The organism is Mesorhizobium sp. M0296, assembly GCF_040321675.1.
GTDB lineage: Bacteria > Pseudomonadota > Alphaproteobacteria > Rhizobiales > Rhizobiaceae > Mesorhizobium.
In genome coordinates this window covers 108,413-134,877 of record NZ_JAMYRZ010000007.1, presented here as the reverse complement: position 1 = coordinate 134,877, position 26,465 = coordinate 108,413, and the positions used below count along the sequence as shown (strand labels likewise).

At 61.2% G+C, this 26,465-nt stretch carries 21 protein-coding genes; 11 read left to right on the top strand and 10 right to left on the bottom strand.

The annotated features are described in order from the left end of the window. Positions 1-44 precede the first annotated feature (44 nt). Positions 45-1,736: an FAD-dependent oxidoreductase gene (locus NKI97_RS09735; protein ID WP_352833756.1), complete on the top strand. Its 1,692-nt coding sequence runs from the start codon at positions 45-47 to the stop codon at positions 1,734-1,736. Beyond that, positions 1,733-2,044, top strand: a complete 312-nt coding sequence (locus NKI97_RS09730) for a UBP-type zinc finger domain-containing protein (protein ID WP_036238601.1) — start codon at positions 1,733-1,735, stop codon at positions 2,042-2,044. Before NKI97_RS09735 ends, NKI97_RS09730 begins: the two co-directional genes overlap by 4 nt. A gap of 221 nt (positions 2,045-2,265) precedes the next feature. On the opposite strand, the gene NKI97_RS09725 is transcribed toward NKI97_RS09730, so the two are convergent. The 3 genes from NKI97_RS09725 to NKI97_RS09715 form a co-directional block, all read right to left on the bottom strand. Then, positions 2,266-3,435 (bottom strand): GNAT family N-acetyltransferase, encoded by a 1,170-nt coding sequence (locus NKI97_RS09725; protein ID WP_352833754.1) that lies wholly within the window; start codon positions 3,433-3,435, stop codon positions 2,266-2,268. Continuing rightward, the gene (locus tag NKI97_RS09720; RefSeq protein WP_352449641.1) at positions 3,432-4,427 is read right to left on the bottom strand and encodes a sterol desaturase family protein; all 996 of its coding nucleotides are present in this window, start codon (positions 4,425-4,427) and stop codon (positions 3,432-3,434) included. Before NKI97_RS09720 ends, NKI97_RS09725 begins: the two co-directional genes overlap by 4 nt. 238 nt (positions 4,428-4,665) lie before the next feature. Then, positions 4,666-6,594: a heparinase II/III family protein gene (locus NKI97_RS09715; protein ID WP_352833751.1), complete on the bottom strand. Its 1,929-nt coding sequence runs from the start codon at positions 6,592-6,594 to the stop codon at positions 4,666-4,668. A 116-nt stretch (positions 6,595-6,710) separates the two neighbouring features. Between NKI97_RS09715 and NKI97_RS09710 the strand changes: the two genes are divergently transcribed. After that, positions 6,711-7,952, top strand: a complete 1,242-nt coding sequence (locus NKI97_RS09710; RefSeq protein ID WP_352833748.1) for a glycoside hydrolase family 5 protein — start codon at positions 6,711-6,713, stop codon at positions 7,950-7,952. 167 nt (positions 7,953-8,119) lie between these two features. Beyond that, positions 8,120-10,045 (top strand): asparagine synthase (glutamine-hydrolyzing), encoded by a 1,926-nt coding sequence (asnB, locus tag NKI97_RS09705; RefSeq protein ID WP_352833746.1) that lies wholly within the window; start codon positions 8,120-8,122, stop codon positions 10,043-10,045. Here asnB and NKI97_RS09700 read toward each other — a convergent pair. Beyond that, complete coding sequence (locus tag NKI97_RS09700) at positions 10,019-11,137, bottom strand: glycosyltransferase family 4 protein (RefSeq protein WP_352743567.1); 1,119 nt, start codon at positions 11,135-11,137, stop codon at positions 10,019-10,021. The genes asnB and NKI97_RS09700 overlap by 27 nt on opposite strands. A 169-nt stretch (positions 11,138-11,306) precedes the next feature. Between NKI97_RS09700 and NKI97_RS09695 the strand changes: the two genes are divergently transcribed. Continuing rightward, positions 11,307-12,746, top strand: coding sequence for a lipopolysaccharide biosynthesis protein (locus NKI97_RS09695; RefSeq protein ID WP_352833744.1), 1,440 nt, complete (start codon positions 11,307-11,309; stop codon positions 12,744-12,746). 45 nt (positions 12,747-12,791) lie between these two features. Here NKI97_RS09695 and NKI97_RS09690 read toward each other — a convergent pair whose 3' ends face one another. From NKI97_RS09690 to wecB, 3 genes are read right to left on the bottom strand one after another with little or no spacing between them, the layout of a single operon-like run. After that, positions 12,792-13,595 carry a WecB/TagA/CpsF family glycosyltransferase gene (locus NKI97_RS09690; RefSeq protein ID WP_031211886.1) on the bottom strand — a complete coding sequence of 268 codons (804 nt, stop codon included), beginning with the start codon at positions 13,593-13,595 and terminating at the stop codon, positions 12,792-12,794. Further along, on the bottom strand, positions 13,592-14,923 hold the full coding sequence (gene wecC, locus NKI97_RS09685; protein WP_352449647.1) for a UDP-N-acetyl-D-mannosamine dehydrogenase: 1,332 nt from the start codon (positions 14,921-14,923) through the stop codon (positions 13,592-13,594). The genes NKI97_RS09690 and wecC overlap by 4 nt, the downstream gene beginning before the upstream one ends. Beyond that, positions 14,916-16,070 (bottom strand): non-hydrolyzing UDP-N-acetylglucosamine 2-epimerase, encoded by a 1,155-nt coding sequence (gene wecB, locus NKI97_RS09680; protein WP_352449648.1) that lies wholly within the window; start codon positions 16,068-16,070, stop codon positions 14,916-14,918. The genes wecC and wecB overlap by 8 nt, the downstream gene beginning before the upstream one ends. Positions 16,071-16,271: 201 nt before the next feature. On the opposite strand from wecB, the gene NKI97_RS09675 reads away from it, so the two are divergent. Beyond that, positions 16,272-17,714, top strand: coding sequence for a glucosamine inositolphosphorylceramide transferase family protein (locus NKI97_RS09675; protein ID WP_352449649.1), 1,443 nt, complete (start codon positions 16,272-16,274; stop codon positions 17,712-17,714). A gap of 19 nt (positions 17,715-17,733) precedes the next feature. On the opposite strand, the gene NKI97_RS09670 is transcribed toward NKI97_RS09675, so the two are convergent. Further along, positions 17,734-19,044, bottom strand: a complete 1,311-nt coding sequence (locus NKI97_RS09670; protein ID WP_352449650.1) for a VpsF family polysaccharide biosynthesis protein — start codon at positions 19,042-19,044, stop codon at positions 17,734-17,736. A gap of 167 nt (positions 19,045-19,211) precedes the next feature. On the opposite strand from NKI97_RS09670, the gene NKI97_RS09665 reads away from it, so the two are divergent. After that, entirely contained in the window at positions 19,212-20,762 is a 1,551-nt protein-coding gene (locus NKI97_RS09665; RefSeq protein ID WP_352449651.1) for a GumC family protein, read from the top strand. 8 nt (positions 20,763-20,770) lie between these two features. After that, positions 20,771-21,877 (top strand): glycosyltransferase, encoded by a 1,107-nt coding sequence (locus NKI97_RS09660; protein WP_352449652.1) that lies wholly within the window; start codon positions 20,771-20,773, stop codon positions 21,875-21,877. Positions 21,878-21,971: 94 nt separating this feature from the next. Here NKI97_RS09660 and NKI97_RS09655 read toward each other — a convergent pair whose 3' ends face one another. Next, positions 21,972-22,832 (bottom strand): alpha/beta hydrolase, encoded by an 861-nt coding sequence (locus tag NKI97_RS09655; RefSeq protein WP_352449653.1) that lies wholly within the window; start codon positions 22,830-22,832, stop codon positions 21,972-21,974. 238 nt (positions 22,833-23,070) lie between these two features. Between NKI97_RS09655 and minC the strand changes: the two genes are divergently transcribed. Genes minC through minE form a run of 3 tightly spaced genes read left to right on the top strand, consistent with a single transcriptional unit; the run spans position 23,071 to position 24,894 of the window. Beyond that, entirely contained in the window at positions 23,071-23,790 is a 720-nt protein-coding gene (gene minC / locus NKI97_RS09650) for a septum site-determining protein MinC (protein ID WP_352449654.1), read from the top strand. Positions 23,791-23,809: 19 nt separating this feature from the next. Continuing rightward, positions 23,810-24,625, top strand: a complete 816-nt coding sequence (minD, locus tag NKI97_RS09645; RefSeq protein WP_023677152.1) for a septum site-determining protein MinD — start codon at positions 23,810-23,812, stop codon at positions 24,623-24,625. Beyond that, on the top strand, positions 24,622-24,894 hold the full coding sequence (gene minE / locus NKI97_RS09640; protein ID WP_023677151.1) for a cell division topological specificity factor MinE: 273 nt from the start codon (positions 24,622-24,624) through the stop codon (positions 24,892-24,894). The genes minD and minE overlap by 4 nt, the downstream gene beginning before the upstream one ends. Positions 24,895-25,077: 183 nt before the next feature. Here the strand turns inward: minE and NKI97_RS09635 are convergent, their stop codons facing one another. Continuing rightward, positions 25,078-26,397: an ABC transporter substrate-binding protein gene (locus NKI97_RS09635; protein ID WP_352743561.1), complete on the bottom strand. Its 1,320-nt coding sequence runs from the start codon at positions 26,395-26,397 to the stop codon at positions 25,078-25,080. Between the last annotated feature and the right edge of the window lie 68 nt (positions 26,398-26,465).

Sequence of the window (26,465 nt, the reverse complement as noted above, 5' to 3'; positions counted from 1 at the left end):
AAAAACCGCTTCAAACTGTCGGAAACCGGCGATAGGTTCGAACCATGTCTCAATCCGCCAATCCGATCTCCATTGCCCGTCGCGATCAGATGTTTCCAGTGCTGGCTGAGGCGGACCTGGACCGCATGGGCCGTTTCGGCGAAGCCGTGTCCTATGCTGCAGGCGAACAGATCGTCAAAGCTGGCGAGCTGGCGCCCGGTCTGATCGTGGTCCTGTCCGGCAAGGTGGATATCATCCAGGGCGGCAGCTTCGGCCGGCGCGAAACCATCGTCACGCATCGTGCGGGCAATTTCGTCGGCGAGTTGGCGCAGCTTTCAGCCCGGCCCTCACTGGTGGATGTGGAGACGGTCGAGCCGGTCGAGGCGCTCGTCATCCCCTCGCAAAGGCTGAGGCACCTGATGGTGCAGGAAGCAAACCTCGGCGAGCGCATCATGCGGGCGCTGATCCTGCGCCGTGTCGGCCTGCTCGAGAGCGGCACAGCCGGCCCGATCATTGTCGGACCGGTCGACAGCGGCGACGTTTTGAGGCTGCAAGGTTTTCTGGCTCGCAGCGGTCAGCCGCATCGCGTTCTCGATTCGGCTGCCGATCCCTGCGCGAGGACCCTGATCGAACGCTTCCATGTCGATATCCACCATTTGCCGATCGTGCTCTGTCCGAACGGCAAGCTGCTGCTCAATCCCGGAGAGAACGAGCTTGCCCGCTGCATCGGCCTGGTGAGGCCGATCGACGCCGGCAAGCTGTACGACGCGGTCATTGTCGGCGCCGGACCGGCCGGCCTCGCGGCGGCCGTCTATGCGGCTTCCGAAGGGTTGTCGACGATCGTGCTCGATTGCCGTGCCTTTGGCGGACAAGCGGGCGCCTCCTCGCGCATCGAGAACTATCTCGGTTTCCCGACCGGCATTTCGGGAATGGCGCTGATGGCGCGCGCTTACAACCAGGCGCAGAAATTCGGCGTCGAGATGGTGATACCGGACGAGGCGAAGCTGCTGGGCAGCGCAAGCGACACGTCCGGTGCCCACTACACGCTCGCCGTCGGCGGCGGAGAGACCGTGCGGGCACGGTCGGTGGTGATCGCCAGCGGAGCGCGCTATCGCCGCCTCGACATGGCAAACCTGGCGCAATTCGAGGGAACCTCCGTGCATTACTGGGCTTCGCCGATCGAAGCGCGGCTTTGCGCCGGGCAAGAGGTAGCCCTGGTCGGCGCCGGCAATTCGGCTGGTCAGGCTGCCGTCTACCTGGCGGCGCATGTGAAGAAGGTATGGCTGCTGGCGCGCGGCAGCAGCCTCGATGCGAGCATGTCGCGCTATCTGGTGGAGCGCGTCAGGGCACAGCCGAACATCGAAGTGCTGGCTGAGACGCAGATTGCGGCACTGGAAGGCGACGACGGCAATCTTGGCAAAGTGCGCTGGCGCAACCGCGACACCGAGACAGCACGTCCGATCCGCCACCTCTTCCTGTTCATCCGCGCCGATCCGAACACCGACTGGCTGGCGCAATGCGGCGTGGCGTTGGACGCGAAGGGCTTCGTTCGCACCGGATCTGACATTGGCCAGGAACGTGGTGCACTGGAGACGAACCGCGGCGGGGTGTTCGCCATCGGCGACGTGCGCTCCGGCTCGATCAAGCGCGTCGCCGCTGCCGTCGGCGAAGGCGCCCAGGTGGTTGCAGCGCTGCATGCATATCTCGCGCGAAACGGCAGCCTCGCCGTGGCGCCACAACTGGTCAGGAGCGCATGATGGCAGACGAATGCAGGCACGCCGGGGACATTCGCGACGTGACGCCGAGCGCGCTCGGCTGCGAGGAATGCCTGAAGAGCGGTTCGCAGTGGGTGCATCTGCGGCTCTGCCGCACATGCGGCCATGTCGGCTGCTGCGACGACTCGCCCAACCGTCATGCCACCAAGCATTTTCGGGCAACCGGCCATCCTGTCATCGAAGGCTACGATCCGCCGGAAGGCTGGGGATGGTGCTACATCGACGAAATCTTCCTCGATCTCGGCGACCGCACCACGCCGCAAAACGGTCCGATCCCGCGCTTCATTTGAGCTTTTTGCGAGCGGGCTGCTACAGCAATTCCAGGAAAAGTGTGAACGGTTTTCGTCCGGAATTGCGTCAAAACAAAAGATGGAGCTGTTCGGCGTTTCCGTGAAACGACGAACCCTTCTAAAGCATGTCGCGCAAAAGTGTGCAGCGATTTTGCGATAACGCCATGTATAAAACAAGAATCTAAAGCGCGTCGCATGAGGCCGATCGAATGCGACGCGCTTTAGTCCAAGGCTGCTTCGGCTTGAGTGGGCGTATCGCGTCCCTCTGGTGGTGCCGATGAACGCTCGCGCATATGCCTGACGGTCTGGAGGACACGATCGGCAAGAGATGCAAGCGCGCCCTGTGCCGTGCGCGTCCCGATGACGGATTCCAGCGTAACCGCCTGCGTTGAGAATTTGTGTTTGAACGACTCTGCGCCACAGAGGAAATCGACCGTGCTCAAGCCGTGATCGATCGACCACTGCACGTAATCCATCAACAGGATCACACCCGGCGACGCCCGGCCGAAATCCGGATCGAACGTCGTCACGAAGGCCATCATCACGTCGTGCTGGACGAAGTTGATCGACACCGCGACCATCACGCCATTGCATTCGAGGACGAAGATATGCAGCACGCCGGCGCGCGCCAACGCATCGACGAGCGCGGCGAGTACCGGCACGCCCTCTTCGAAGAGGTCTGATTCACGCATGCGCTCGGTCAGCCATTTCCGCTTCAAGGCCGCGAGGCGCTCCAGTACCGGTTGCAGCGGCTCGTCGGGGGCAAGCAGGCGAAATCTCACCTCTCCGGTTTCTTCCAGCGCTTTGATGCCGCGCCGATAGTTCTGGCGCGTCTTTTTCGACTGGTTCGCGAACCATGCCGCTCCGCTTTCCCATTGTCCGGCAACGCGATAGCTGACTTCCGTTCGGTGAAAGTGACGAAGCCTGATGCCGCCGGAAGCTCCCGGCGTGAAAATTTTGCGGGCCGCCGCATCCGGCGAGAGACGACTGATCAAGGCAAGATCGAAGCCACCTGCATCGCAGAGTTGGGTCCATAGCTCCTGCAGCGCCGATAACGAGCATTCCGGAGCAACGAGAATATCCCCATAGTCGGTATAGCTGCCGGCCGCCCATTCGAGAAACCGCAGCCCCCTGCGCCTGCCGATCGCCAGCGGAACGACAGCAACGAGTCTCTCGCCCTTCCAGACCAGGCCGATCCGCAACGCGCGCTGGTCACGGCGTTGTACGGTACTCCACCATGCCGAAATCCAGGCATGGCTTTGAAAGATCAGCCCGTCGGTACGATGCCAAAGCTCCATCCAAGCGGCTTCGACCGCAGCCAGGCGATCCGCCGAACGGACGATTTCCAGGCGCTCCGCGCCTAGGACGTCGATGGAAACAGCGGTGTTCATGAAGGAGAACTGTCCTGTGGCTGCGCGACCACATTGGGCCGTCTGTGAAACAGTCGCATGACATGCCTTGCCATCTTCTTGAGCGGCAGGATGTAGAGCCCAAAGAGCGACTGGTAATCGCGCACATCGCGATCGACCAGGCCAAATTTCAGGTCTTCATCCGGCTCCGGGACAAATTGCGTTCCGAACAGACGATCCCAGAACGAAAAAAGCAGGCCGAAATTCTTATCGTAGTGACGCGGGTCGATGCTGTGATGCACCTGGTGCCAGTGCGGACACAGGATGATGTTGTTCAACGAGCCGAACGATATCTTGAGATGCGTATGGCGAACAAAGTCCATCATCAGGATGTTGCGGATGACGTAGACGTTGATGCCGAAGATAGCGACCTCTACCGGATCGAGTGCGATCAGGCTCCAGACACCGAAGCAGATGCCCGGGATGACGCCATCCCACATACGGTTGATCAGATCGTCCAGCGGATGAACCCGGTCCTTGGTGATCCCCACCATCACTTCGGCCGAATGATGTACCTTGTGCAATTCCCACAGGAACGGGAAACGGTGCTGGGCGACGTGGTAGAGGTAGTATGAAATATCATAGGCGACCAGCATGGTTGCGGTGAAGATGACGATCGTCACCGGTCCCGCCGGGCCGCCGAGAAGCGGCGCGTGGATGTTAAGGAGCCAGCCAATTGCCTCGCGTGTGCCATAGCCCACCGCGACGACGAAGGTGACGCCGGCAGGAATAAGCAGGAAAGGCATCATCGCCCGTTTCGTGATCCAGAACAGGGCGTCGGCTCGCGCCGACGGGTGCAGGATGACTTCCTGTGGGAAGGCGAAGTCGAAAAAGTCCCTGAGGGACTTATGTTCGGCAGTTCGCCAGTAGGCGATCACCGCGCTGCCCAGTGCGGTGAGGAGAAGCAGGCCGAGCGTGGTCAGATTGACGTTCGAAAGCTTTTCCACAATCGCTCTGGCAAATTCGGAAAACATTGATGCAGCGGCTCCTGGTCGTAAGAAGGCAGTCTGAGGTCGTAACAAGGCGATCTGGCGAATAGCAAAGCACAAAATTCCCGCCAAACTCGCTACGCCGCCTGCAACCAGTGGCTGTTGCGGGGCGCAGCGGGCAAAGCAGGCTGGATGGTGCGAGACTAGCAGATCAACGGTAACGAAACCGCTAAATGTCCAAACGTAATTAATGTCGAATACGGCTGGAACTCGCCCGGCAACTCTACGTTGGCACCGGTTTTTGCTGTTGCGGCGGGTGAATTGGGGCAAGATGGATATCGATCCCGGCTTCGCCCACTTCACCGTGCCAGGCGATGCGTTCGGCTTGCTGCCTGGTGCCAAAACGCAGTGAAACCCAACCGCCTTGGCCCGGCATATCACCGCCGGCGCCGATATCGAGCACAGCATCCGGAAAGCGGATGGCCAACAGTACCTCGTCGCCGCGCAATACCGTGACCGTATCTTCGTGCCGCTCGGCATGGAGGCCGGCGGCCAGTTGGAAGACGATCTCGGACTGGCGCCTGCCGCCGAGCAGTTGGTCGGTGATGAGGATGCCATCGGCCTGGCGCGCCAAAGTGCGCTGATGCACGACGCCGAAGCGGCTTCTATAGCCGTCATGCCGACCGCACAGCCTCCAGTGCGTCCCCGGCTCGCTCTCCACCAGCGCTGCGACTGCCTTGTGCGACCAGTTGAAATTTCCAGCGATGGTGCTTTGGCTCTTGCCCTCGATGTTCAGCGTGTTGTGCGCCGGTGTGGAGCGGAACCAGTCGCGCCATGCGCCTCCCGAACCGTAGAGCCAGGTGCCAGGATCGACCAGCACCGGCTCATCGTCGATGCACAGGGTGAGCGACAGCGCGTCGGCATGGCCGTGCGCCGCTATCGAGAGATAGCCGAGCGGTCCATGGTCGAACGTCAGTTCGACATTGCGGCCATTCATTGCTCCGCGCCAGACGGAGAGCCCGCCTTGCGTGAATGTCTGCAAGCCATGCACCGCGGGCGCCGGGCCTGACGGCGCACCAAAGAAAAGCGAACGAAAATCGTCAGGCTCCGGCGCGTTGCCCGGCGTCCCCAGTAAGCCGTGGATGGCGGCCGCGACGGATCGGATATAGTTCGGCTCGTCGCCCAGCTTCAGCACATGGCCCTCATCGTCGTCGCCGAAGCGGGCGGCTTTCTGTGGCAGCCAGCCGACGAAATTGGCGAAGGCGCCCAGACGCGCTTCGGCGGCCGAGGGAAACGGCGTTCCCGCCTGGCGCGCCGCGGCGGCGCACAGCAAGATGAGTTCGGCGCTGAAGGCTGCATAGGTCGGCGTTTGCTCGGCACCGGCGCCGTCGGCAAGAATCTGCTTGTGCGTCTCATTTAAGAGGGCGCTGCGGGCAATTTCGGATTCGGCCCCGAGCGCCAGGCCAACCAGATATTCGCCAGCCAACTCTGCGACGAGATGGTTGTTGGCGGAGGAATATCGCGACGGAAACCGCGGCAGCCAATAGGCGCTTGCCGCGAGTATCTCACCGGCTTTCCGCAGCGTCGCCGGGTCAAGCCGGTCACCGATAAGGTCCAGGGTGACGATCAGGCTGATGGCTCGCAGCGCTACTTCGATGCCGGAAGCCCAGCCAATGCCTCGGTACGGCGGATTGGCGGAATGCCAACTGCCGATTGCCGCCTCAATGGCACTCCGGGATCGATTGTCCTCGCTGAGGAGCAGGTGTGCAGCCAGTACTGGCAATTGCTGCAGCCGGTTGATCTCCCAGACATATTTTATATCGCCAAGGTCGCCGCCATCGCGAAAATCGATATCGAAAGTATGAGCCTCGGCGCCAGGCCAAAGCCTGCCGGTTACCGGATCAAGACGCCAAAGCTCAGCAGGAAACAAACGATCGGGCTCACGCTTTGGCCATGTCCGCCCGAGTGCCGAAAACCGGCCATGAAGCATCTCTTGCGCGGCCGCCGCTATGGCCTGCCGTTGAGCGTCGGTCGCTGCCAGCGCAGCATGGCGAAATCCGGGCAGCACTGGGTGCAACTGCGGCGATGGATAGCGCTCCCACCCATCATCGCGGCGGCGCGACGCGATCCTTCGACGTTGCTCGCCCAGCCGGTGCAACACCTCGGCCGGTCCCATGCTGCGCAATCGGTTGATGTACCAGCCGATTCTCATGCACGCCCCGTCAACGTTTCGGTCCTTGTATACCATGCCGTCGAAAAGCTGCGGGCCGGCAATCTTCTTTCCCGTTCGTTGCGGTTAATATCTCCCGCGAGCATGCGGAGGGAGCGATGCGAAAAGCGGTGTATGTTGTTGCCTGGGTGCTCGCCTTGCTTGTGGCGGCCGAGGCAGAGCCCATCCCTCTCAAGCGCGGCGTTGGCGTGCATCAGTGGCTCAACTGGTCGCCGGTGGCGAAAGACGGAACCTACGTTTGGCCGCCCTATCGCAGCGAACAGGAGTGGCTTGCGGAAAGCAGGCCGCTCACCGACTGGCCGGCCGGGGAGGTGTTTGCCCACATCCGATCGATGGGCTTCGACTTCGTCCGGCTGAGCGTCGATCCCGGCCCGCTGCTTGCCAGCGGGGACGCCAAGCGGCAGCAGGCGCTGGACATACTTGCCGCCGCCGTCGAGCGGATCACGTCGACCGGCCTCAAGGTGGTTTTCGACCTGCATGGCGTCACTCAGGTTCCCGACTACAGCATGGAGATGATCTATGGCGGCGCCGACAGCGAGGGCGTTGCCCGCTATCGTCACATGGTTGTGGCGGTCACCGTCATGCTGGTCAAGATAGGCACCGACAAAGTCGCCCTCGAACCTTACAACGAGCCCGCATACTACCCTTGCGATGCGAGCGGCAGCGATCACTGGCAGCGGATCATGGCAGGGACCGTCCACGACATTCGAGCGGTCAACAGCGAACTTACCATCGTTGCAACCGGCGCCTGCGGCGGCAGCATTGCCGGATTGGTCAACCTCAGCCCCGGCTTTGATGACCCAAACCTCTATTACAGCTTCCATATGTATGAGCCGCACAGCTTCACCCACCAGCGGCCCGATGACACGATCAGCTTTGCTTCGGGACTTCCCTGGCCGGCCGACAGCAGTACACCCGAAGTGGTGACCGAAACCCTTAGAGCGCGGATGGACGCTGCCGGCTTGAGCAGGGTCGAGCAGGTCATGAACATGGCCACCGCGCGCCAAGCAATCGCGAACTATTTCGAGCAGAACTGGGGCCAGAGCCAACTGGAGGCGAGCTTTCGCCAGGCTGTCGACTGGGCTGAAGGCCATGGCATTCCCAGCCGGCGGCTCTTCATGGGCGAATTCGGCGCTATCCTCATGTCCCCGGACGGCCGCATGGGCGCCTTTGAGGCCGACCGTTCGCGCTATCTCAAGGCAGTGCGCCAAGAGGCCGAACGCTTCGCGATTCCATGGTCTGCCTGGGAGTTCTCCAATCCCTATGGGATGAGCCTCATCCCGCCCGATGGTCCCCCGGTTCCCGACCCGGAGATGCTGCAGGCATTGGGCCTGCCATAGGTGCCATCACTCGCCCTCACCAGCGAACAACCGGTGGCAACCCCTGACGGCCAGACTCGATCGAGGAACGGCCCGTGGCAGCTTTCTCCCGGTTGGGTTGTATTGGCACGAAGTGTTTAACACATTTGTTGTACTGAGTGGGGAATGCGCGCGCCTAGGGGGGAACAATGTGTGGAATTGCCGGATGGATCGGGCGAAGGGCTAAAAATCCACAAGAGCGGGCCGCCAGAATGTCAAACGCATTGCGGCATCGCGGTCCCGATGCCGAAGGCACCGAGATATTGGACCTGAATACCGGCGAGCAACAATTGGCATTGGTTCATCGCCGTCTGGCGATCATTGACCTAGCGCCCGAGTCGAATCAGCCGATGCAGATTGAGGACGGTCGTCTCAAAATAATTTTCAACGGCGAGATATATAACTACATCGAGCTGCGCCAGGAACTGATCGGCCTTGGCCATCATTTTCGAACGCGCTCCGATACCGAGGTGCTGCTCCGAGCCTACGATCAGTGGCGCTTGTCAATGTTCGACCGGCTGAGCGGCATGTTCGCCTTTGCACTCTGGGATGCTCAGAGGCAGGAATTGATCCTCGCCCGGGATCCCTTCGGGGAAAAGCCGCTTTACCTCATGCAAAGCGAAAAATTGCTGCTGTTTGCCTCGGAGATCAACGCATTGTTGTCATCGCAGCAAGATGCTCAGGAACTCGATCTGGATGCCGTGCACGAGTATCTGAACTGGCGTTATGTGCCGGGACCGCGCACGCTCTTCAAACAGATCCGCAAACTCAATCCCGGAAGCTATGCTGTCTGGTCGCAAGGGGTAGTCAAGGAAACGCGCTACTATACGCCTCCGGACCAGGCGGCCGTTACCGAGCGGATCGACGGAAAAACCGCCAAGCGGCGATTTCTGGAATTGCTCGACCATTCCGTCGAGATCAGGATGCGCAGCGATGCACCTTTTGGGGCCTTTCTCTCCGGAGGGCTCGACTCCTCGGCTATCGTCGCGCTGATGGCCAGGCACAGCGCCACGCCCATTCGCACGTTTTCCGTCGGGTTCGACAACGCAGCCTATAGCGAATTTGCATTCGCCCGACGCGTTGCCGATCATTTCAAGACCGATCATTGCGAACTTGTAATCCAGCCAGGCGATCTGATGGATCATCTGCCGACGATGGTTCGCCAACGCGGGGCACCTGTTTCGCAAAGCAGCGATATTCCAATTTACCTGATGTCGGAGCGAGCCTCGCAAGACGTCAAGATGGTGCTCACCGGAGAAGGAGCCGACGAGATTCTCGGCGGCTATCCCAAGCATCGCGCGGAATCACTGGCCGGGATCTACCAGTCGCTTGTTCCAGCCTCGCTGCACGATAACGTCCTTTCCCCTTTGGCACGCGCCATGCCGGGCGCGTCGGCCAAGGTCGATACATTTGCCCGCACCGCGGGCGAAAGGGACTTTGCCGCCCGGATGGTCTCCTGGTTTGGAGCCGTTTCGGCGCAGCAGAGCGCTTGCCTGATCGGCGCGTCCGCAAATCGCCGTTATGAGCGCAACGACTTTCCGTTCTCGTCAAGCGCTGCGGCTTCCCATCTTCGCCGCGTGCTGTTTTTCGATCAGACATCGTGGCTGCCTGACAATCTCCTGGAACGAGGCGACCACATGATGATGGCCGGTTCAATCGAAGGAAGAATGCCGTTCCTCGATCGCGACCTGGTTTCATTCGTCAGCAAATTGCCCGATCGCTACAGGCTGGGTTGGTTGCACAGCAAGCAGATCCTGCGCGACAGCATGGCCAATATCCTCCCGGAGGAAATTCTCAGCCGCCGCAAGGTCGGGTTCAAGGTACCTGTCGCCGAATGGTTTCGCGGATCGATGAGGAACTACGTGCATGACCATCTTTGCTCGCCTCACTCCGTCATCCGCAGCTATTTGAGCCCGAAACAGCTTGATCAAATCGTCTCGGAACACACCACGCGTGCCGCAGACCACGAAAAGCTGATATGGGCGCTGTTGAATTTGGAGATATTCCACCGCGAATTCAGGCTTGAAGCGCCGCCGTCATTATCGGCGTCAGCGCTTGACCGGTTGACGGCTTGACGCCGCCGACCGCCAGACATCGCAGATTGCGCCGACAAACGGGGCGAGCTCAAGCCGTTCCCGATGCACGGCCATGGCACCGGCACCAAGCTTTGCCCGCAGTGCCGGGTTCTCCACGAGGCGGCTCAGCGCCTCGGTCAACGCTGTAACATCGCCTGGCGGCACCAGCAGCCCGGATTGCCCGTCGGTGATTATGTCTTCGACGGCGCCAACCGGGGTCGCCACCACCGCCAAACCGGCTGCCATGCCTTCGATCACCGACATCGGCAGATTTTCGGCGAAGGATGGAAGAACTAGAATATCGGCCGAAGAAATCAGCGATGCGACATCGTCCGGTCCCACCCAACCCGGAAAGGCGATCCGGTCTGCAATCCGCAGCGCGGCTGACTTTGCCCGTGCCGCCTCGACTTCGCCATCGCCGGCAATCGTGGCGCGCCAATTCTTGACGGGGTTCATGCGGTGCAGTGCCTCGAGCAATTGCGGTACGCCCTTGCGGTCGCCGATGCGGCCCAGGAACAGGATATGCACATGGTCGCCGCCGCCGACATGCGCCAGCGACGGGACTTCGGTCGCATTGGGCACGATCACGATATTGCCGGCTGCGCCCGGCGCCCGGCTGGCGACGAAATCGCGCCAAAGCCTGCCCAAAACGATCACCCGATCGGCATGCTCGAACAGAGCTTTGATACGGCGGCTTATGAACCCGCGATCGGCTTTCCAGAATGTCTGATACTGCGCCCCGTGCAAATGCAGGACGTAGGGTATCGACAGCAGCCGTGCGCAGGCGGCGATCACCATCTTGCGGTAGGTGCTGCCGGAAACTGAGATGTTGATATGAATGACATCGGCGCGTCCAGCCAGACGCGCTTTAAGCATCCGTAAGCAAAAACCGAGCATATAGAAGATCGAAAGTCCGACATGCCCCGGGCCACGACTGGCAAGGAAGCACACATCGATGTCGGCGATTTCTTGCCGTTCGAACTCCTGCTTCAGCGCCCCCATGATGCGGTCGATGCCGCCCTGCCCCGAAACGCCCGAGGGCGTCGCGACCAGGACATGTATTTTTCGATCGGATATCAGGCGCTGCAACATGATGGTACTCTAAATAACACAGACCGGGTAACTGCAAAGCAAACGTTCCCGATAAGGTTTACGGCAAATCTTTTAGTTCAAACTGAATCTGTTCACCCTTCGGCGTCATCGGGCTGGATTTTCCGCCAGTCGGCGGCTAGTCGAAGGTGAGTTTTCCAGGGACACGCCCTTGCTGCTCCGTTCCACGCTCATTTATGCTCCGGCGATCCTGCTGACGCGAATTTCGGCGCTGCTCCTGCTGGTCGTCGTGACGCGTTTGATCGACCAGACCGAGTATGGCCTGCTCACCCTGGTGGTGACCGTCGGCGAAATGACCGACATTGCCGTCACCAACTGGCTGCGCATCGCCTTGCTCAGGCTTGGCGGCAAGGGCGAAGTCAGCCGCGGCAGCCTAATGCTGGCCGGGCAGGTGTTGCTTGCCACCACGGCACTGGCGCTGGTCATATCGGTAGGCGCGTCGGCGGTGATCGTGCCTGAACGCTGGGTCGAGTTCGCGATCGCAGTCTGCGGCTATCTGGTCGCCGGGTCCATCAGCCGCTTCGCGTTGACGGTGCTGCAGATGCAGCAGCGCCATTCGGTCTATTCGATGCTAGAAGCCCTGCGTGCCCTGCTGCAACTCGCGTTACCGATCGGCGCCATCCTTGTCTTTCAGGATAGCTTTCTGACGGTGTCGCTCGGCTCGAGCCTCGGCGCCTTGATTGCCGGCATCGTGGCGGGCATCATGGCATCGCGACGGCTCGTTGCCGGTCCGCCGCGCTTCACCCACAGGGACTTCTTTGCGCTCGGTGTGCCGCTGATCATCATGGCGCTGGTAGGCTTCGGGCTCAACAGCGCGGAGCGTCTGTTCCTCAAGATCTATTACGATGCCAGCGCTGTGGCGATCTTCGCCGCAGCCTATGCGCTGGCCCGCCAGCCGATCGACATGGTCGCCAACGCCATCAACATGGGCGCATTTCCCGAGGTGGTCAGCCGGTTCGACGAGGATGGGCCCGCGGCATCGGGCCGGCTGCTGTCGCAACTGATGGCGCTGATGATGCGGCTTTGCCTGCCTATTGCAGCGATGCTGGTCGCGCTCAGCAACGATATCACCGAGCTCATGCTGCCCTCGCAATATCACGGCCGCTTCGGCCTGCTGTTTCCGATCATTGCCTTCAGCGTGCTGTGCGCCAACCTCACGAGCTTCGTCTATGGCGTCGTGGTGCACGCGCACAAGCGGCCGTGGCTGCTGATCATCGCCAATCTCTTCGGCTCGGTGGCAACAATCGCATTGTCTCTGCTGTTGATCCCTCCGATGGCGGAGATCGGCGCCGCTTTGGCGCTGGCGGGGGGCTCGGTGGTGGGCTCCATAACCTGCATCATCATCAGCGAGCGGCTCACGCCGGTGCCGGTGCCGTGGCGCGACATCGGTGTCTCGGTGGTCATCTCGCTCAGCACGGGGGTGGCCACCAAGCTTGCCAGCATGGTGCCCGGCGACGTGCCGGCAATCTTCTCGCTTATCGCCGGCGGCACTGCCGGTGCTGCGGTTTTCTTCGGGCTGACCTCGTTGTTCCACCCTGTGGCAGCGACGCAATTCGTCGCCCAGCTGCGAGCGCGGCTACGGATCGCGTAAAGCGAAGTCCAGGGTCAACGCCTGTTTTGTGGGGGGAACGCGAATCTATAAACCGGCGTTTCGGCGCCAGCGACGCTCCCAGAACTCCCGGCACAGCAGTCCCGCATAGGCAGTGTTGGTGTCGTAGTAGCGGCGCCACAAGCGTCGCGGCTCCTGGACGACGCGGAACAGCCACTCCAGGCCGGCCGCTTGTATCAGCTTCGGCGCACGGGCAACCTTGCCCCCATAGACGTCGAAACTGCCGCCTACGCCCATCACGAAGCTTGAGGCGAGTTCATCGCGGTAGCGTTTGAGAAAGCGTTCCTTGCGCGGTGTCGGCATGGCCACCAGCAGGCAGTCGGCGCCCGAGGCGTTGATCGCCGCGACGATCCCGGCCTCGTCCTCCGGCTTGAAATAGCCGTTGCGCATTCCCGCTATGACGAGGCTCGGATGGTCCTTGGCAAGTCTCACTACAACCGCGTCGAGAACGTGCTGTTCGGCCCCCAGCAGATACGGCCTGAATCCACGCTTCGCGCAGAGGCTCAGCAGATTGATCATGATGTCGACGCCCGCCACCCGCTCGGGCAGCGCGACGCCGCACAGACGTGCACCCCAAAGCACGCCGATGCCGTCGACATTGACCACGTCCGCCCCGGCCACGTCCTCGCGCAGCTCGGCATTCTGGCGCATGGTCACCAGCTTGGCGACGTTCACGACCACATGATGCAGCGGCCGCCCCAGGGTCATCGCCTCGTCGGCGATGGCCAGTGTCTCGGCCATGGTCAGCGCATGGATCGGTGCACCAAGGAACTCCCGGCGCCGTGATGCCAACAGGGAATGCTGCGCCCATGCCGGGGCGTGCGCGTTCATGCGGCCTGCTCCCTTGCAAGCGTCACTTGTGCGACCTCTGGTTTCTTGCCTTCGATGCGGGCGTCGGGCTTGCGTGCCTTGCGCCACGTCCACAGACCCCTCGTATCGACGAGCTTCTTGTCCTTGAGCGCTTCGGGGTCGACCAGATTGAACTGCCGATGGTCGACCAGGAGGACGACGATATCGGACTTGTCGATGGCCGAAAGTGCGTCGGTGAACACGATGCCCCTGCCCTCGAGCTCATGCGGCAGCGCATTTGTGTTGGGTTCAGCCGCAATGATCTTCACATTGGGGTTATCGGACAGAAGCTTCACCACCTCGACGGCCGGGCTCTCGCGCAGATCGTCGATATTGGCTTTGAAGCTGAGGCCAAGACAGGCGATCGTTTGCTTGCGGGAGGGGTCGAGCAAGGCCTCGATATCCCTGACCACCGACATCGGCCGCTCGGAATTGATCCGGCGTGCCGAAGCCATCAGCCGCGTGCTGTTGGGTGCGGCGTCGATGATAAAATATGGATCGACCGCAATGCAGTGACCGCCGACGCCCGGGCTCGGCTGGAGGATGTTCACGCGAGGGTGCCGATTGGCGAGATCGATCACTTCCCATACATTGAGCGACAGATCCTGACACACGGCGGCAAGCTCGTTGGCAAAGGCGATGTTGACGTCGCGGAACGCGTTCTCCGTCAGTTTCACCAGCTCAGCACTTTCGGCCGTTGTCATGAACAGGTCGCCGGTGACGAAGGTCGAATAGAGTGCCGCGGTCCGCTCCGCCGATTTGCGGGACAATCCGCCGATCGAGCGATCGTTGTTGATCAGCTCGGTCAGCACCTTTCCCGGCAGCACACGCTCGGGCGAATAGGCGACCAGCACATCGGCGTCTTCGCCATGCTGGACAGGAAATTTGAGATCGGGCCGCAACTCGGCAAGCAGCCCGGTCATGATACGCGTGGTTCCAACCGGCGATGTCGATTCCAATACCACAAGGTCTCCCCGCTTCAGCACGGGGGCGATGCTTCGTGCCGCCGCGAGCACGTAGGTCACGTCCGGCTTATGATCGTGGGTCATCGGGGTCGGCACGGCGATGATATAGGCGTCCGCCGGCTGCGGCGTGCTGTAGGCCATGAGCTTGCCGTTCGCCACGACCTTCTGGATCAGACCGTCAAGGTCCGGCTCGACGATGTGGATTTCGCCGCGGTTGACCTTCTCGACCACCGCTCCGTTGACATCGACGCCAATGACGTTGAGCCCGCGGCTGGCGAAAATGGCGCAGGTCGGCAGGCCGATATAGCCCATGCCGATTACGGAAACGGTTTTGATTTCAGCCATGATGCAGCAGTTCCTCAACAATCCGGTTACTGGCCCGGCCATCGCCATATGGGTTGTGTCGTTCCGCCATGCCGCGATAGGCAGCCTGATCGTCGAGCAGGCGATTGGCGTTGAACAGGATTTTTTCGACATCGGTGCCGACAAGGCGGGCGGTGCCGGCCACGATCCCCTCGGGTCGCTCGGTATTCTCGCGCATCACCAGCACCGGCTTGCCGAGCGACGGCGCTTCTTCCTGAACGCCGCCGCTATCGGTAAGCACCAGATAGCTCTGCTTCTGCAGGTACAGAAACGGCAGATAGTCCTGCGGCTCGACCAGATGGATGTTCGGCACGCCTTCCAGCTCTGCGTTGACCACCGAGCGCACATTGGGGTTTGGATGGACAGGGTAGACGACCTGCACGTCTCCGCGCGCGGCCAATCCCTTCAACGCCGTACAGATGCGCTGGATGCCGCCGTCGAAATTCTCGCGGCGATGTCCGGTGACGAGGATCATCTTCTTGGAAGGATCGAGGAAGGGAAAGCTGGCAGCGAGCTTCGCGTTCATCAGCCTGTCGGCATCGATCGCGCTTGAAAAATGCAACAGCGTGTCGATCACCGTGTTGCCGGTCACGAAAATGGTGCTTTCGGCCTTTCCTTCGGCGATGAGATTGTCGCGCGCTTGAACGGTCGGCGCAAAATGCCAGGTGGCGATGTCGCCGGCAATCTTGCGGTTCAGTTCTTCAGGAAACGGCGAGTTGATGTTGTGGCTGCGCAATCCTGCTTCGACATGAGCGACGGGGATACGCTTGTAGAAGGCAGCAAGAGCCGCGGCCATTGCCGTGGTGGTGTCGCCCTGTACCATGACGATATCGGGCTTCGCCTTGTCCAACACCTCAGCCATGCCCAGGAGCACGCGCGAGGTCACATCGAACAGCGACTGGCCGGGTTGCATGATGTTGAGATCGTGGTGCACAGGCAAGCCGGTCAGCTCGACAACCTGGTCGACCATTTCACGATGCTGGGCGGTTATGCATATTTCGGTGATGAAGCCTGGATGAACGAGGGCGGCACGCGCCACTGGAAAGCATTTGAGTGCCTCCGGCCTAGTGCCGAACACGATCAGCAGTTTCTGCCTGGATGGCAGTTTTGGACGTGAAAGGACGTTCATCGCTGATCCTGGTCGCCTGCAGCCTTCGGGACATGCCGACTATTGCCCGCAAGAGTCATAATAGCGCCGGAAAGCGCCTTCGTGATCTCAATTCTTAATATATGATTAACAACCAAGGCCGCGTTCTCCCGGTTTAACTCTTGTGAAAGGTTGGGCTGACAAGTAGTCTATGGCAGTAGTCTTGAAAAAGAATATATTGGATTGACTAATATTTTAATCATCGGCCACGCCGACACATCCCGGCGCTGGGAAAATGAGCTTCTGGCGCGGTTGAGTGCGGCTGGACATGCGGTTTCGAGTTGCCGCGCGCCGACGCCTGAACCCAATGCGCGCACGATGGATAATGTGCTGGCGCTCGAGGGCCGGCGCTTCGGCCCCTCACTGGCAAGCCGTTCCCGGCCGTTGCCGTCCGGCGACACCGGCCCAGTCGATCTTATAGTCGATCTCACGGCTACCGCCGCACGACGCGGCACGCCTGTCCTGACGCTCGAATTTTGCGGCCAAAGCAGCTTTGCCGCAGGCATGACCGAGATGCTGGCGAGCGGGCGGCTGCCCGAACTCACCGCGCGCCTCGACGGCGTTGCCGTCGCCAGGGCGCGGCCGATGATCAGCGACCGGTTGTGGCTGTCCCGAACCAGCAACGACCTGCTCGCCGGCGCCATCTCCCTGATTGCCCAATGTGTCGCCCGCTTTTCCGCGGGCAAACTTGCGCCGATTGCCGAGAGCCCGGCGCCGCCCCTGCAGAAAGGCGGATTTATCGGGCACTATCTGCCCTTTTTCGGCAGGGGGTTAGTCGACCGCGCCGTGCAAAAACTGCGACGTGGTCGGCGTCCCTTCTATTGGCAGGTTGCTTATCGGCTGATCGACGGTCCAGGCGTCGCCGAAACCGGACTGCTGGATGGTAAGCCCTTCACCGTGCTTGCCGATGACGGGCAGCGCTTCTACGCCGATCCGTTCGTTCTCGAGCGCGACGGCCGTCATTTTCTGTTTGTCGAGGAGTTTCCCTACTCCACCGGCCGCGGGGTGATTTCCGTCGCTGAACTTGGCACCGACGGCACTTTCGGCGTACCGAAAGTGGTGCTGGACGAAGCGCATCATCTGTCATATCCGCAGGTGTTCGCTCACTCCGGCGAGATTTTCATGATCCCTGAAAGCGCTACGGCGCGCGAAGTGGTGCTCTACCGTGCCGTGCAGTTTCCGGATCGCTGGGTACGCGATACGGTGCTGATGACGGACAGGGATTTCAACGACGCCACGCTGCTCGAATCCGACGGCCGTTTCTGGCTGTTGGGGACGGAGCGGTTCGGTTACGGCAGCGCGTCCGACACGATGGCGGTCTATTCCGCCCCTGCGCTGCGTGGGCCTTGGGTCGCGCATGCGCTCAATCCCATCGCCGTCGATCACTCGGCCACTCGGCCGGGCGGCGCTTTCATCCGCCAGGGCGACGCTTTGCTGCTGCCGGTGCAAAACGGGTCTAGAGCCTATGGCGGCGGCCTGGGATTGATGCGGCTGGATCGGCTTGATGATTTCGACGTCCGTTTTGAACTGCCCCGCCCAATCGATCCCGGGCCGGCATGGGCTCGGTCCGGCATTCACACGCTCAATCGCGCGGGCGGTGTCGAGGTCGTGGACAGCGCCGGCTGACCGGACCCGAGGTCCGTGCTTAACGAGATCCAGCCGGGTTTGGGCTGGATGCAGCGGCCGAAGGCATGCTCTCGAGCGAGCCTCCATGGGGCTGCTTCCTGTAGGCAAGCAGCAACACCACGATGATCGTCATGTCCGGCGTTTTTGACGAAAGCGCGTTGTTTGACAGCGCGGCAAGCAAGAACGTTATGGTGCCGATCCATGCCGGCAGCGGCGCCCCGCGCAGCAGCCGGAAGACGAACCAGAATATCAGCGCTGTAAACAGCAGGGCTATGGGCAGGCCGAAGAGCAAGATAATTACCACCGGCGCGCTTTCGATGTAGGGCAGATGCAGCTTCTGCCGGACGATCGCCAGCAGGTCGTCAACGTTCATGCCGAACAGGATGTCGTTCCAGCTGACCAGTCCGAACACCTGATAAATGGTCACCCGGGCCATGAAGTTTTCGTCGAAGATGGTGTTGCTGAACCGATTCAGCAGACCGCCCGCAAACAGCATCGCAACAAGCACCGCGCCGCCTGTCACGGTGAACATCAGCACGACAAATTTGGCCTGCCGCTCATATTTGAGCGACAGGCCCGGCCAAGGCACGAACAGCAGCAGAATGAGGATTTCGCCGGTGGCGAGCATCAGCGCGGCGCGAGCGCCCGATGCAGCGCAACCGATGAACAACAGGAAGATCGCCATCACCCGCGCCCATATGCGCCAGTGCGTCAGCGGCACGAATCCGATGGTTGTGGCGCAGAGCGCGCCCAGTGCCAGCGGATGGGCCGACAGGCCAGTTGGCCTGAATTGCAGTTCGTTCAACCCATAGGGCAACAGCCGATGTTGAGTCACCGCCTCGATGGTGCCGATGACAGCGCTCAGGATCGCCATCCCGAGCACGACGTCCCCCAGCGCCCGCCGCACCTCTGCATTCAATGCCAGCATCAACAGGCCTGTGGCGCCGGCCACCAGATAGGTATCGATGATGAACCCGGAGGAGCCCGCACGGCCGGTAACGAACAGATAGGGCACCAGCGCGAACATCAGCACCGAATAGCGGATCAACGCCTTGAATATTCCAATTTCGTCGCCGTGCAGCAGAAACGGCCGGCTGAAAAGAACGATAGGAAGCAGCAGGATGATCGCATAGGTGCCGAAATGCAGCTTCTCGTAGAACGAGCCTCCCTGGGCCGTATAGTCGACGACCATGTTCATCACCTGCGGTGATACCGTAAAGCGAAGCAGGAGCGCGAACGCCGCGCATAGGAAAAACAGCAGCGACAGCGCGTTCTGACGGCGCGCTCGGCTGGACGATAATCGTTCCGAAGCGGCAGCGGGATAGCTCATGGCCCATCCAAATGGCGATATTCGAACGGCATTCTGGGCAACGAAATCCCTTCAACGTCCGCCGGACGGACAGCGTGAGCGGTAAAATGGGCCAACTTGGAAAATAAGATGTTAACGATGTTTCTGTAGAGCAGGCCAAGCGTAATGATTTAACAAGGGTTGTCACCATGTCTGCCGGTTCCGGCACACCCCCTATCTCCGCGACGGCTTCCAATAACAGTGCATTCGAGCGTATCGCCAATGCACGGCGCAGGGCATTGCTGCAACAGCATGGCCCAGTCGCGGCGTTAAGCTCCGCGCCGGTGACGCCGCAACCTCCAGAGCCTGTCGCGACGGTGACCCTGGACAAGATCGGCGATTTCCTCGAGCTCGATTTTCGACGCCTGTTCGTCTGGCTGCGGGCCGGCCTCGCCCTGGCCTTCATGCTGGCGGTAATCGGCGGCATTGTCGGCGGCGCCTATGCATTGCTGAGCAAGCAGCGTTACACCGTCACGACCGAGGTCCTCATCAACCCATCCAATTTGCAGGTTGTGGAAAACGACCTCTACTCGCAACCGGGCCAGGTCGATAGCCAGTTGCTCAGCACGCGCAGCAAGCAGCGCATCCTGACCTCGGGCAATGTGCTTTCCCGTGTGGTGGACGAACTGAATCTGACTCACGATCCAGAATTCTTCGATCCGGACCGGAGCACATCCTCGTCCGGCGCTGTGGCGAAGCCCGACCCGAGGCTTATTGCCTTGAAGAACCTGGCGGACCGGGTAGACGCCATCGCGGACCCGACCTCGTTTGTCACAACCCTCTCGGTATCTGCGGAAACCACCGCCAAGGCGATCCTGATCTCGCAGGCCATAGTCAAAAACTTCCAGGAAGAACTGGCTAAGGCGGAAGCTGCCGGCGCCAGCCGTGCCGCGGCTGCCCTTGACAGCCGGCTTGGCCAACTCAAGAGCGACGTGCAGGCAGCCGAAGAGAAGGTCGAGAGCTACAGGCGCAGCCACAACCTGTCGTCCAGCAATGGCCAGCTCGTCAGTTCGCAGACGCTGACGCAGCTCAATGGCGAAATCGTCGATGCGCAATCGCGTGTCATCGCCGCGCAGGCAAGCTACGACGCCCTGGTTGCCTCCGGTATCAACGGGGCCAATCCCGACCCCACGGTTTCGGAAGCGCTCGCGGCGCTGCGCGACAGGTCAAACAGCCTGCGGCAGCAGATCGACTCACAGTCGATGACCTTCGGTCCGCGCCACCCGACGATTGTCAGGCTCAGGACGGAACTCGAGACCGTCAACTCGCAACTCCGGGCCGAGTTCTCCCGCACCATCGGCACGGCAAAGGCCAGCCTAGACAAGGCCAGGGCCTCGTTGGCTTCTCTCAACGCCAGGATGAACGATCTGAAGAGCAATGTATTCACCGACAGCGAATCCGAAGTCGCCCTGCGTGAACTTGAACGCGATGCCGCCTCGAAGAGAGCGGTCTATGAGAGCTTCCTGTCACGTGCGCGCCAAATCAGCGAGCGCGAGCAGATCGACACCACAAACGTACAGGTGATTTCGACCGCGGTGCCCCCGCCAGCGCGCTCATGGCCCCCGCGCACTGCCCTGGTGGCAGGCGCAGGAGCGTTCGCAGGCTTTGCCCTGGGCATGCTGCTGGCCATCGGCATGGGCATCATCCGCGACATGCGCCGGCCGCCGAACCGATCAGGCCTTGCCGCCAGCCGAGCCTGAAGCAAGGCATGGCGAAGCGCATCGTTTTCCACATCGCCAGCCTGAGGGGCGGCGGCGCCGAACGTGTTTTCGTCCTGATGGCAAATGAACTGGCGTCGCGTGGCCACGAGGTCACGCTTTTTACCTGGAACGCGGAAGGCCCTAACGCCGCGCTGCGTTCCGCTGCCGTGCATCTGGTCGACTTCGGCCTTCTCTTGCGCGGCGAGGGTTACGCCAAGTCGGCGACGCTGAAAGGCATCGTGCGAAGCGCAAATTTGTTCCGCCGCCTTGATCCTGATGCGGTCTATAGCGCCCCGGAATTCGCCAATCTGGTGATGGCGCTGTCACTCATGTTGGCCAGAAGCCGGGCAAAATTCTTTCCAAGCTTCCATGCCGCCGCATCGCTGCCTGCCAGCGGCCTCGGCGCGAGGCTGGCGATCTGGCTTTCCGCGCTGGTTGCAGCGCGCGCAACCAAAGCCATCGCCGTTTCAGCGGGTGTCGGCCGTGACATCATCGCCCGAGGCTTTCCCGAATCGAAGGTTGTCGTCATCAACAACCCGCTGCCGCCGGCTGAAGCACCGCAGGGGAATTCCTATGCCTGGCAGGCAGCGTTGGCGGCGATGGGCGATGGCCCGGTCATCGCCACCGCCGGACGCCTGGTGCCGGTCAAGGACCACCGGACTTTGCTGCGGGCCTTCGCTGCCCTGCGCGCCGGCCGCCCTGCCCGGCTTGTCATCTTCGGCGAAGGTCCGCTGGCTGCCGAATTGCACGCCTGTGCCGAAGAGACCGGCATAGACGGGGACGTGCTCTTTGCCGGCTATGTCAACGATCCCGCGGCTTGCTATGCCGCGGCCGATCTGTTCGTTCTGTCATCGACCAGCGAGGGCTTCGGCAATGTGCTGGTCGAGGCCATGGCCGCCGGTGTCCCCGTAATCTCCACCGATGCTCCGCATGGCCCGCGCGAAATACTCGGTGACGGCCGCTTCGGCACCTTGGTGCCGGTCGGTGACGCCGCGGCCCTGGCGAAGGCGATGGCCGAGATGCTGGACCACCCCACCCCTGCTGCCGTGCTGAAAAACAGGGCGGCGGATTTCACAATCGACAAGATTGGCGATCGCTATGAAGCGTTGCTCTAGTCGTTACGCACTGCCAGTGGATCGCGGTTGGATGCGGTCGACGTGGTCGGGCTTTGATTGCGATAATCTCTTCACGGGCTGGGGCGCAACGAATTTATCGTGAGGCATGCCCTCGTTCCTTGAGTTGTTGGGCGAGGAAACCCTTGACCGAATCGAGAACCGCATCCCGTTCATGAGATACGCCTGGCAGCAAATCGAAGCGCACGCGCGCCCCCGCCTCCTCGAACGATCGACACAATGCCATGAGGCGTTCCGGCCGTGTTCGCCCCGCATCGTTGGCGCCCGGCATCCAATGGGTGCTGCCTTGGACATGAGTGATTTCCCAAGTCTCCAGGTCAGCGTCGCCGACGATCATCTGGAAAGGCACTTTTGCCAGCGCTGCGGCATCGAAGGTGATGCCGAACTTCTCCGGCAGATCGCGAATGCCCACCCACCAGTCACGCGTCGGATCGAGCAAGGTCACCGAGCCTGGCGCGCCGATTGAGGCCGCCCAGAGCCTGTCGGGATGCAGGATAGCAAAACGATGCGTGAAATGCGCGCCGCCGGAAAATCCGAACATGGCAAAGCGGCTCCAATCCTGACTGTATTTGGCGCTGACCTCCTCAACCATGGCGAGCAGCACATCATCGTAGCGTATGTTGCCCTCAAGCAAATATTTGTATCCGCTGCGGGCATCATCCCCGAGAACGCCGATTGGAAACAGCGGACACAAAACGGCGCAGCCATTCCAGCGTCCGAACTCGGAAAACGCGTCGCGGAATCCAAGAAAAGAGGTGCGGCCGGTGCCATGGACAGCGACCATCAGGTCGACTTTGGCCCCTTCCCCAACCGCGGGAGGCACATACAGGCAATAGTGAAAGCGCGGGTCTGATTTGGAAGCAAAGATGGCGGTCGCGCCAAGGTCATAGGTAGCGCGACCGCGATCCGCGACAGGCCCCTTGGCAACGCTTGTCAAATCGATAACTCCTTAATAGGCCCGGCGTTCCGGCAACAATATACCGGTCGGCCGACCTCGTGAACTGGAGGCGCCTCCAGGCAGCCATGAGGAGGACCTCGTCGTGCACCGGAAGCAGGGCGCCGGCGGGGCGATCGGGGGCAAAAAGAATGCCTCCGCCAACGCCTCGGGAAGCCGCCATTAACTTTTCGTTAACCATGCCGGGCTAGCCTTAACCAATCAGTAAGGACTCGCCTCTGTGACCTGCGTCGCTCCCATCCAAAACAAGTCCATACGCTTTCGAGCGCGCTCGTTTGTAGCCTTCACCCTCACCCCTGAGGCCCCGCTAGGGGAATGGCTGCAAAGCCTCGATCACTGGACCGAAAACTCTCCCGGCTTCTTTGCCGGCCGCCCGGTCGTGCTCGATCTGAATATACTCAAGCCCGAGGTGGGCGAGATGCGGGATCTGGTCTTACAACTCGCGGAGCGCGGGATTCGCATTTACGCGATCGAGGCCGATGGCAATGTTGCTCTCGGTGCCGATCTGCCGCCGCTCCTCGTCGGCGCCAAGGAGGCCACCGCTGATGCGCTTTACGTGCAGCCGGACCCGAAGGCCGCCGCTGAGGCCAAGACGGAAGAACCGCAGGCGCCGAACTCATTGATGATCAAGGCACCGATCCGCTCCGGCCAGTCGATCTTTCACCCCGATGGCGATGTGGTCATTGTCGGCTCCGTCAGTTCCGGATCCGAGATCGTCGCCGGAGGATCGATCCACGTCTACGGCACGCTGCGTGGACGTGCGTTCGCCGGCGCCACGGGAAATTCCGCGGCCCGCATCTTTTGCCGGAAAAACGAAGCCGAACTTCTGGCGGTGGACGGCTGGTACCGCACCGCCGAGGAGATGGACGCCTCCTCGCGAGGAAGGCCGGTACAGGCCTTTCTCGAGGACGGCGCACTTTGCGTCGCACCGCTCAACTAACAACATTGGAGGCACAAATATGGGCAAGGTAGTGGTTGTCACATCCGGCAAAGGGGGTGTCGGCAAGACGACCTCGACGGCCGCTCTCGGCGCCGCGGTCGCGAAAACCGGCAAGCGGGTGGCTCTCGTCGATTTCGACGTCGGCCTGCGCAACCTCGATCTGATCATGGGTGCCGAGCGGCGCGTTGTTTTCGATATCGTCAACGTCATTCAGGGAACCGCCAAGCTTTCGCAGGCGCTGATCCGTGACAAGCGACTCGAAACGCTGTTCCTGCTGCCGGCCTCGCAAACGCGCGACAAGGATGCTCTCACCGAGGAAGGCGTCGCGGACGTCATCGACAAGCTGCGCTCCGTTTTCGACTACGTCTTCTGCGACAGCCCGGCCGGCATAGAGCGGGGCGCGCAACTTGCCATGCGCTTTGCCGACGAGGCGGTAATCGTCACCAACCCGGAAGTGAGCTCGGTCCGCGATTCCGATCGCATCATCGGCCTGCTCGACTCCAGAACGATGAAAGCCGAGCAAGGTGAATCGATTGTCAAACACGTCCTCGTCACACGCTACGATGCTGCGCGCGCTGCCCGCGGCGAGATGCTGAGCATCGATGACGTGCTCGAGATCCTGTCGACGCCCTTGCTGGGAATAATTCCCGAGAGCCAGGACGTGCTGCGCGCATCCAATGTGGGCGCGCCGGTTACGCTCAGCGAAAACACCAACCCCGCCGCACGCGCCTATATCGACGCGGCAAGAAGACTCGAGGGCGAGGACCTGCCGGTCATTCTGCCTTTCGAGCGGAGGGGCCTCCTCGACCGGCTGTTGGGAAGGAGGGCAGCATGAACCTGCTCGATATCTTCAAGCGCCGCGGCAGCGCGCCCGTGGCGCGCGAACGCTTGCAACTGCTGTTGGCTTACGAGCGTCGAAGCCGCAACCAGCCCGATCTCGTCTCCGTGTTGCGCGAGGAGATCATGGCGGTGATCGCCCGGCATGTTCAGGTCGACCAGGATTTCCTGCAGGTGAGCATGGATCACGGCGAAACGACGTCGAGATTGGAGATCGACATCCAGATCCCCAACAAGGTCGCAATGCCCATGGCCGCGGCGTTCTAACGGAATCCTCCGGCCAGGGCTTGCGTCGGCTGCTGCCGAGGTTGCGGCGCCGTGGTTGGCGTGTTTGACCCGGTCGCCACCGGCAAGTTCTCGCAATTCGAGGACAATAACCACTCCCTCACCAAAACCCCGCGGCCGTTTCCAGTCGCGGGGGGCCTTGGGAGGGCCTTTCGAAACCCGTGATCAAATGTTGGCGAGCAATTCGTTGACGCGGCTTTCCATGTCGGCAAGGGCGGTGTCGACGTCCTTCTGGCCACTGATTGCTGCACTCATCTCTTCGCCGATAATGTCTTGGATCGCAAACTGACGCTGTACGGCGGACGGCAGCGGCTTGCCGAGATCAGCGACCGCAGAGATCGTGTTGCGATGCGGCAGGGCCTTGAAGGCGTCCGAGGTGATGACGGCCTTATAGGCCGGCAGGTGACCGGTGCGTGACCATTCGAAGTCGTTGTCGGCGAAGAACTTCAGGAATTTACCGATGGCCGCGATCTGTTCAGGCGTGCGGTCTTTCTGCGAAACGGCCCAGGTGTGGCCGTCGGCATATTGCGCGTGGGCGCCGCCAAACAGCTGCGGATACGGATAGACCGCATAGCCGCCCTTGTTGAGCGCCGTACCCTTGGTCTCGGACTGGGCGTTGTAATCGCCGACCACCCAGGTGCCGTTAAGGTGGACGCCACCCTCGCCGGCAAGGAAGGCGTTGATCGAGCCGCCATAATCGAGATCCTTGGTGGTGTAGCCCTTCTCGAAGATCGCCTTGTACATCTCGACGACCTTCTTGGCTTCCGGCGTATTCAACTTCACATGCTTCGGATCGGCGAAGAAATCGGAATCCTGCTGGAAAAGATAGGTGTAGAGGTTGCGTGTGTAGAGTGCAGTCTCATTGCTCAGGTTCTGGACGAAATAAGGCTTGCCCGTCTTCTGCTTGAACTGTTCGGCCTGGGCGAGCAGTTCCTCGGGCGACTTTGGAAAAATCGGCGTGCCGTCGGCATTGACGAGGCCGGCTTGTTTGAAAAGATCCATGTTGACGTGATAGAGCATCGTCCAGCTGTCGATCGGCAGGCCATAGACCTTGCCGTCTTTGGTGGCGCCATTGCGTGCCGCGTCGGTGAAGGCGTCGGGTGTCACGCCGACCGACTTCAAGAGATCGTCGAGCGGCATCAACAGGCCCTTCGACTGATAATCCGACAGTACGGATTCATGGATCGTGACGATGTCCGGAGCGTCGCCTGAAGCGAACTGCGCGGTCAGCTGATCATAGCCGGGCCATTCCACGGTGGTGACGTTGACATGGACATCGGGATTGTCGGCGTTGAACTTGTTGATTAGCGAGGTGATGATGCCGCATTCGCCAACGGCCTTGGTGGCATCGGTGTTGGTGCCGAAATCGGCATCGCAGGCGCCGAAAAAGCGCTGCACGCTCAGCTCCGTGGCCGCGAAGCTTGGACTTGCGAGCATCATTGCGCCCGCAGAGACTGCGGCAAACAGTATTTTCTTCAGTTTCATATCAGTTCCTCCTACTGAGTTTCCGCCGCTCCACCCTGGATTGGCTTTCGTGCTTCAATTGCTGCGCA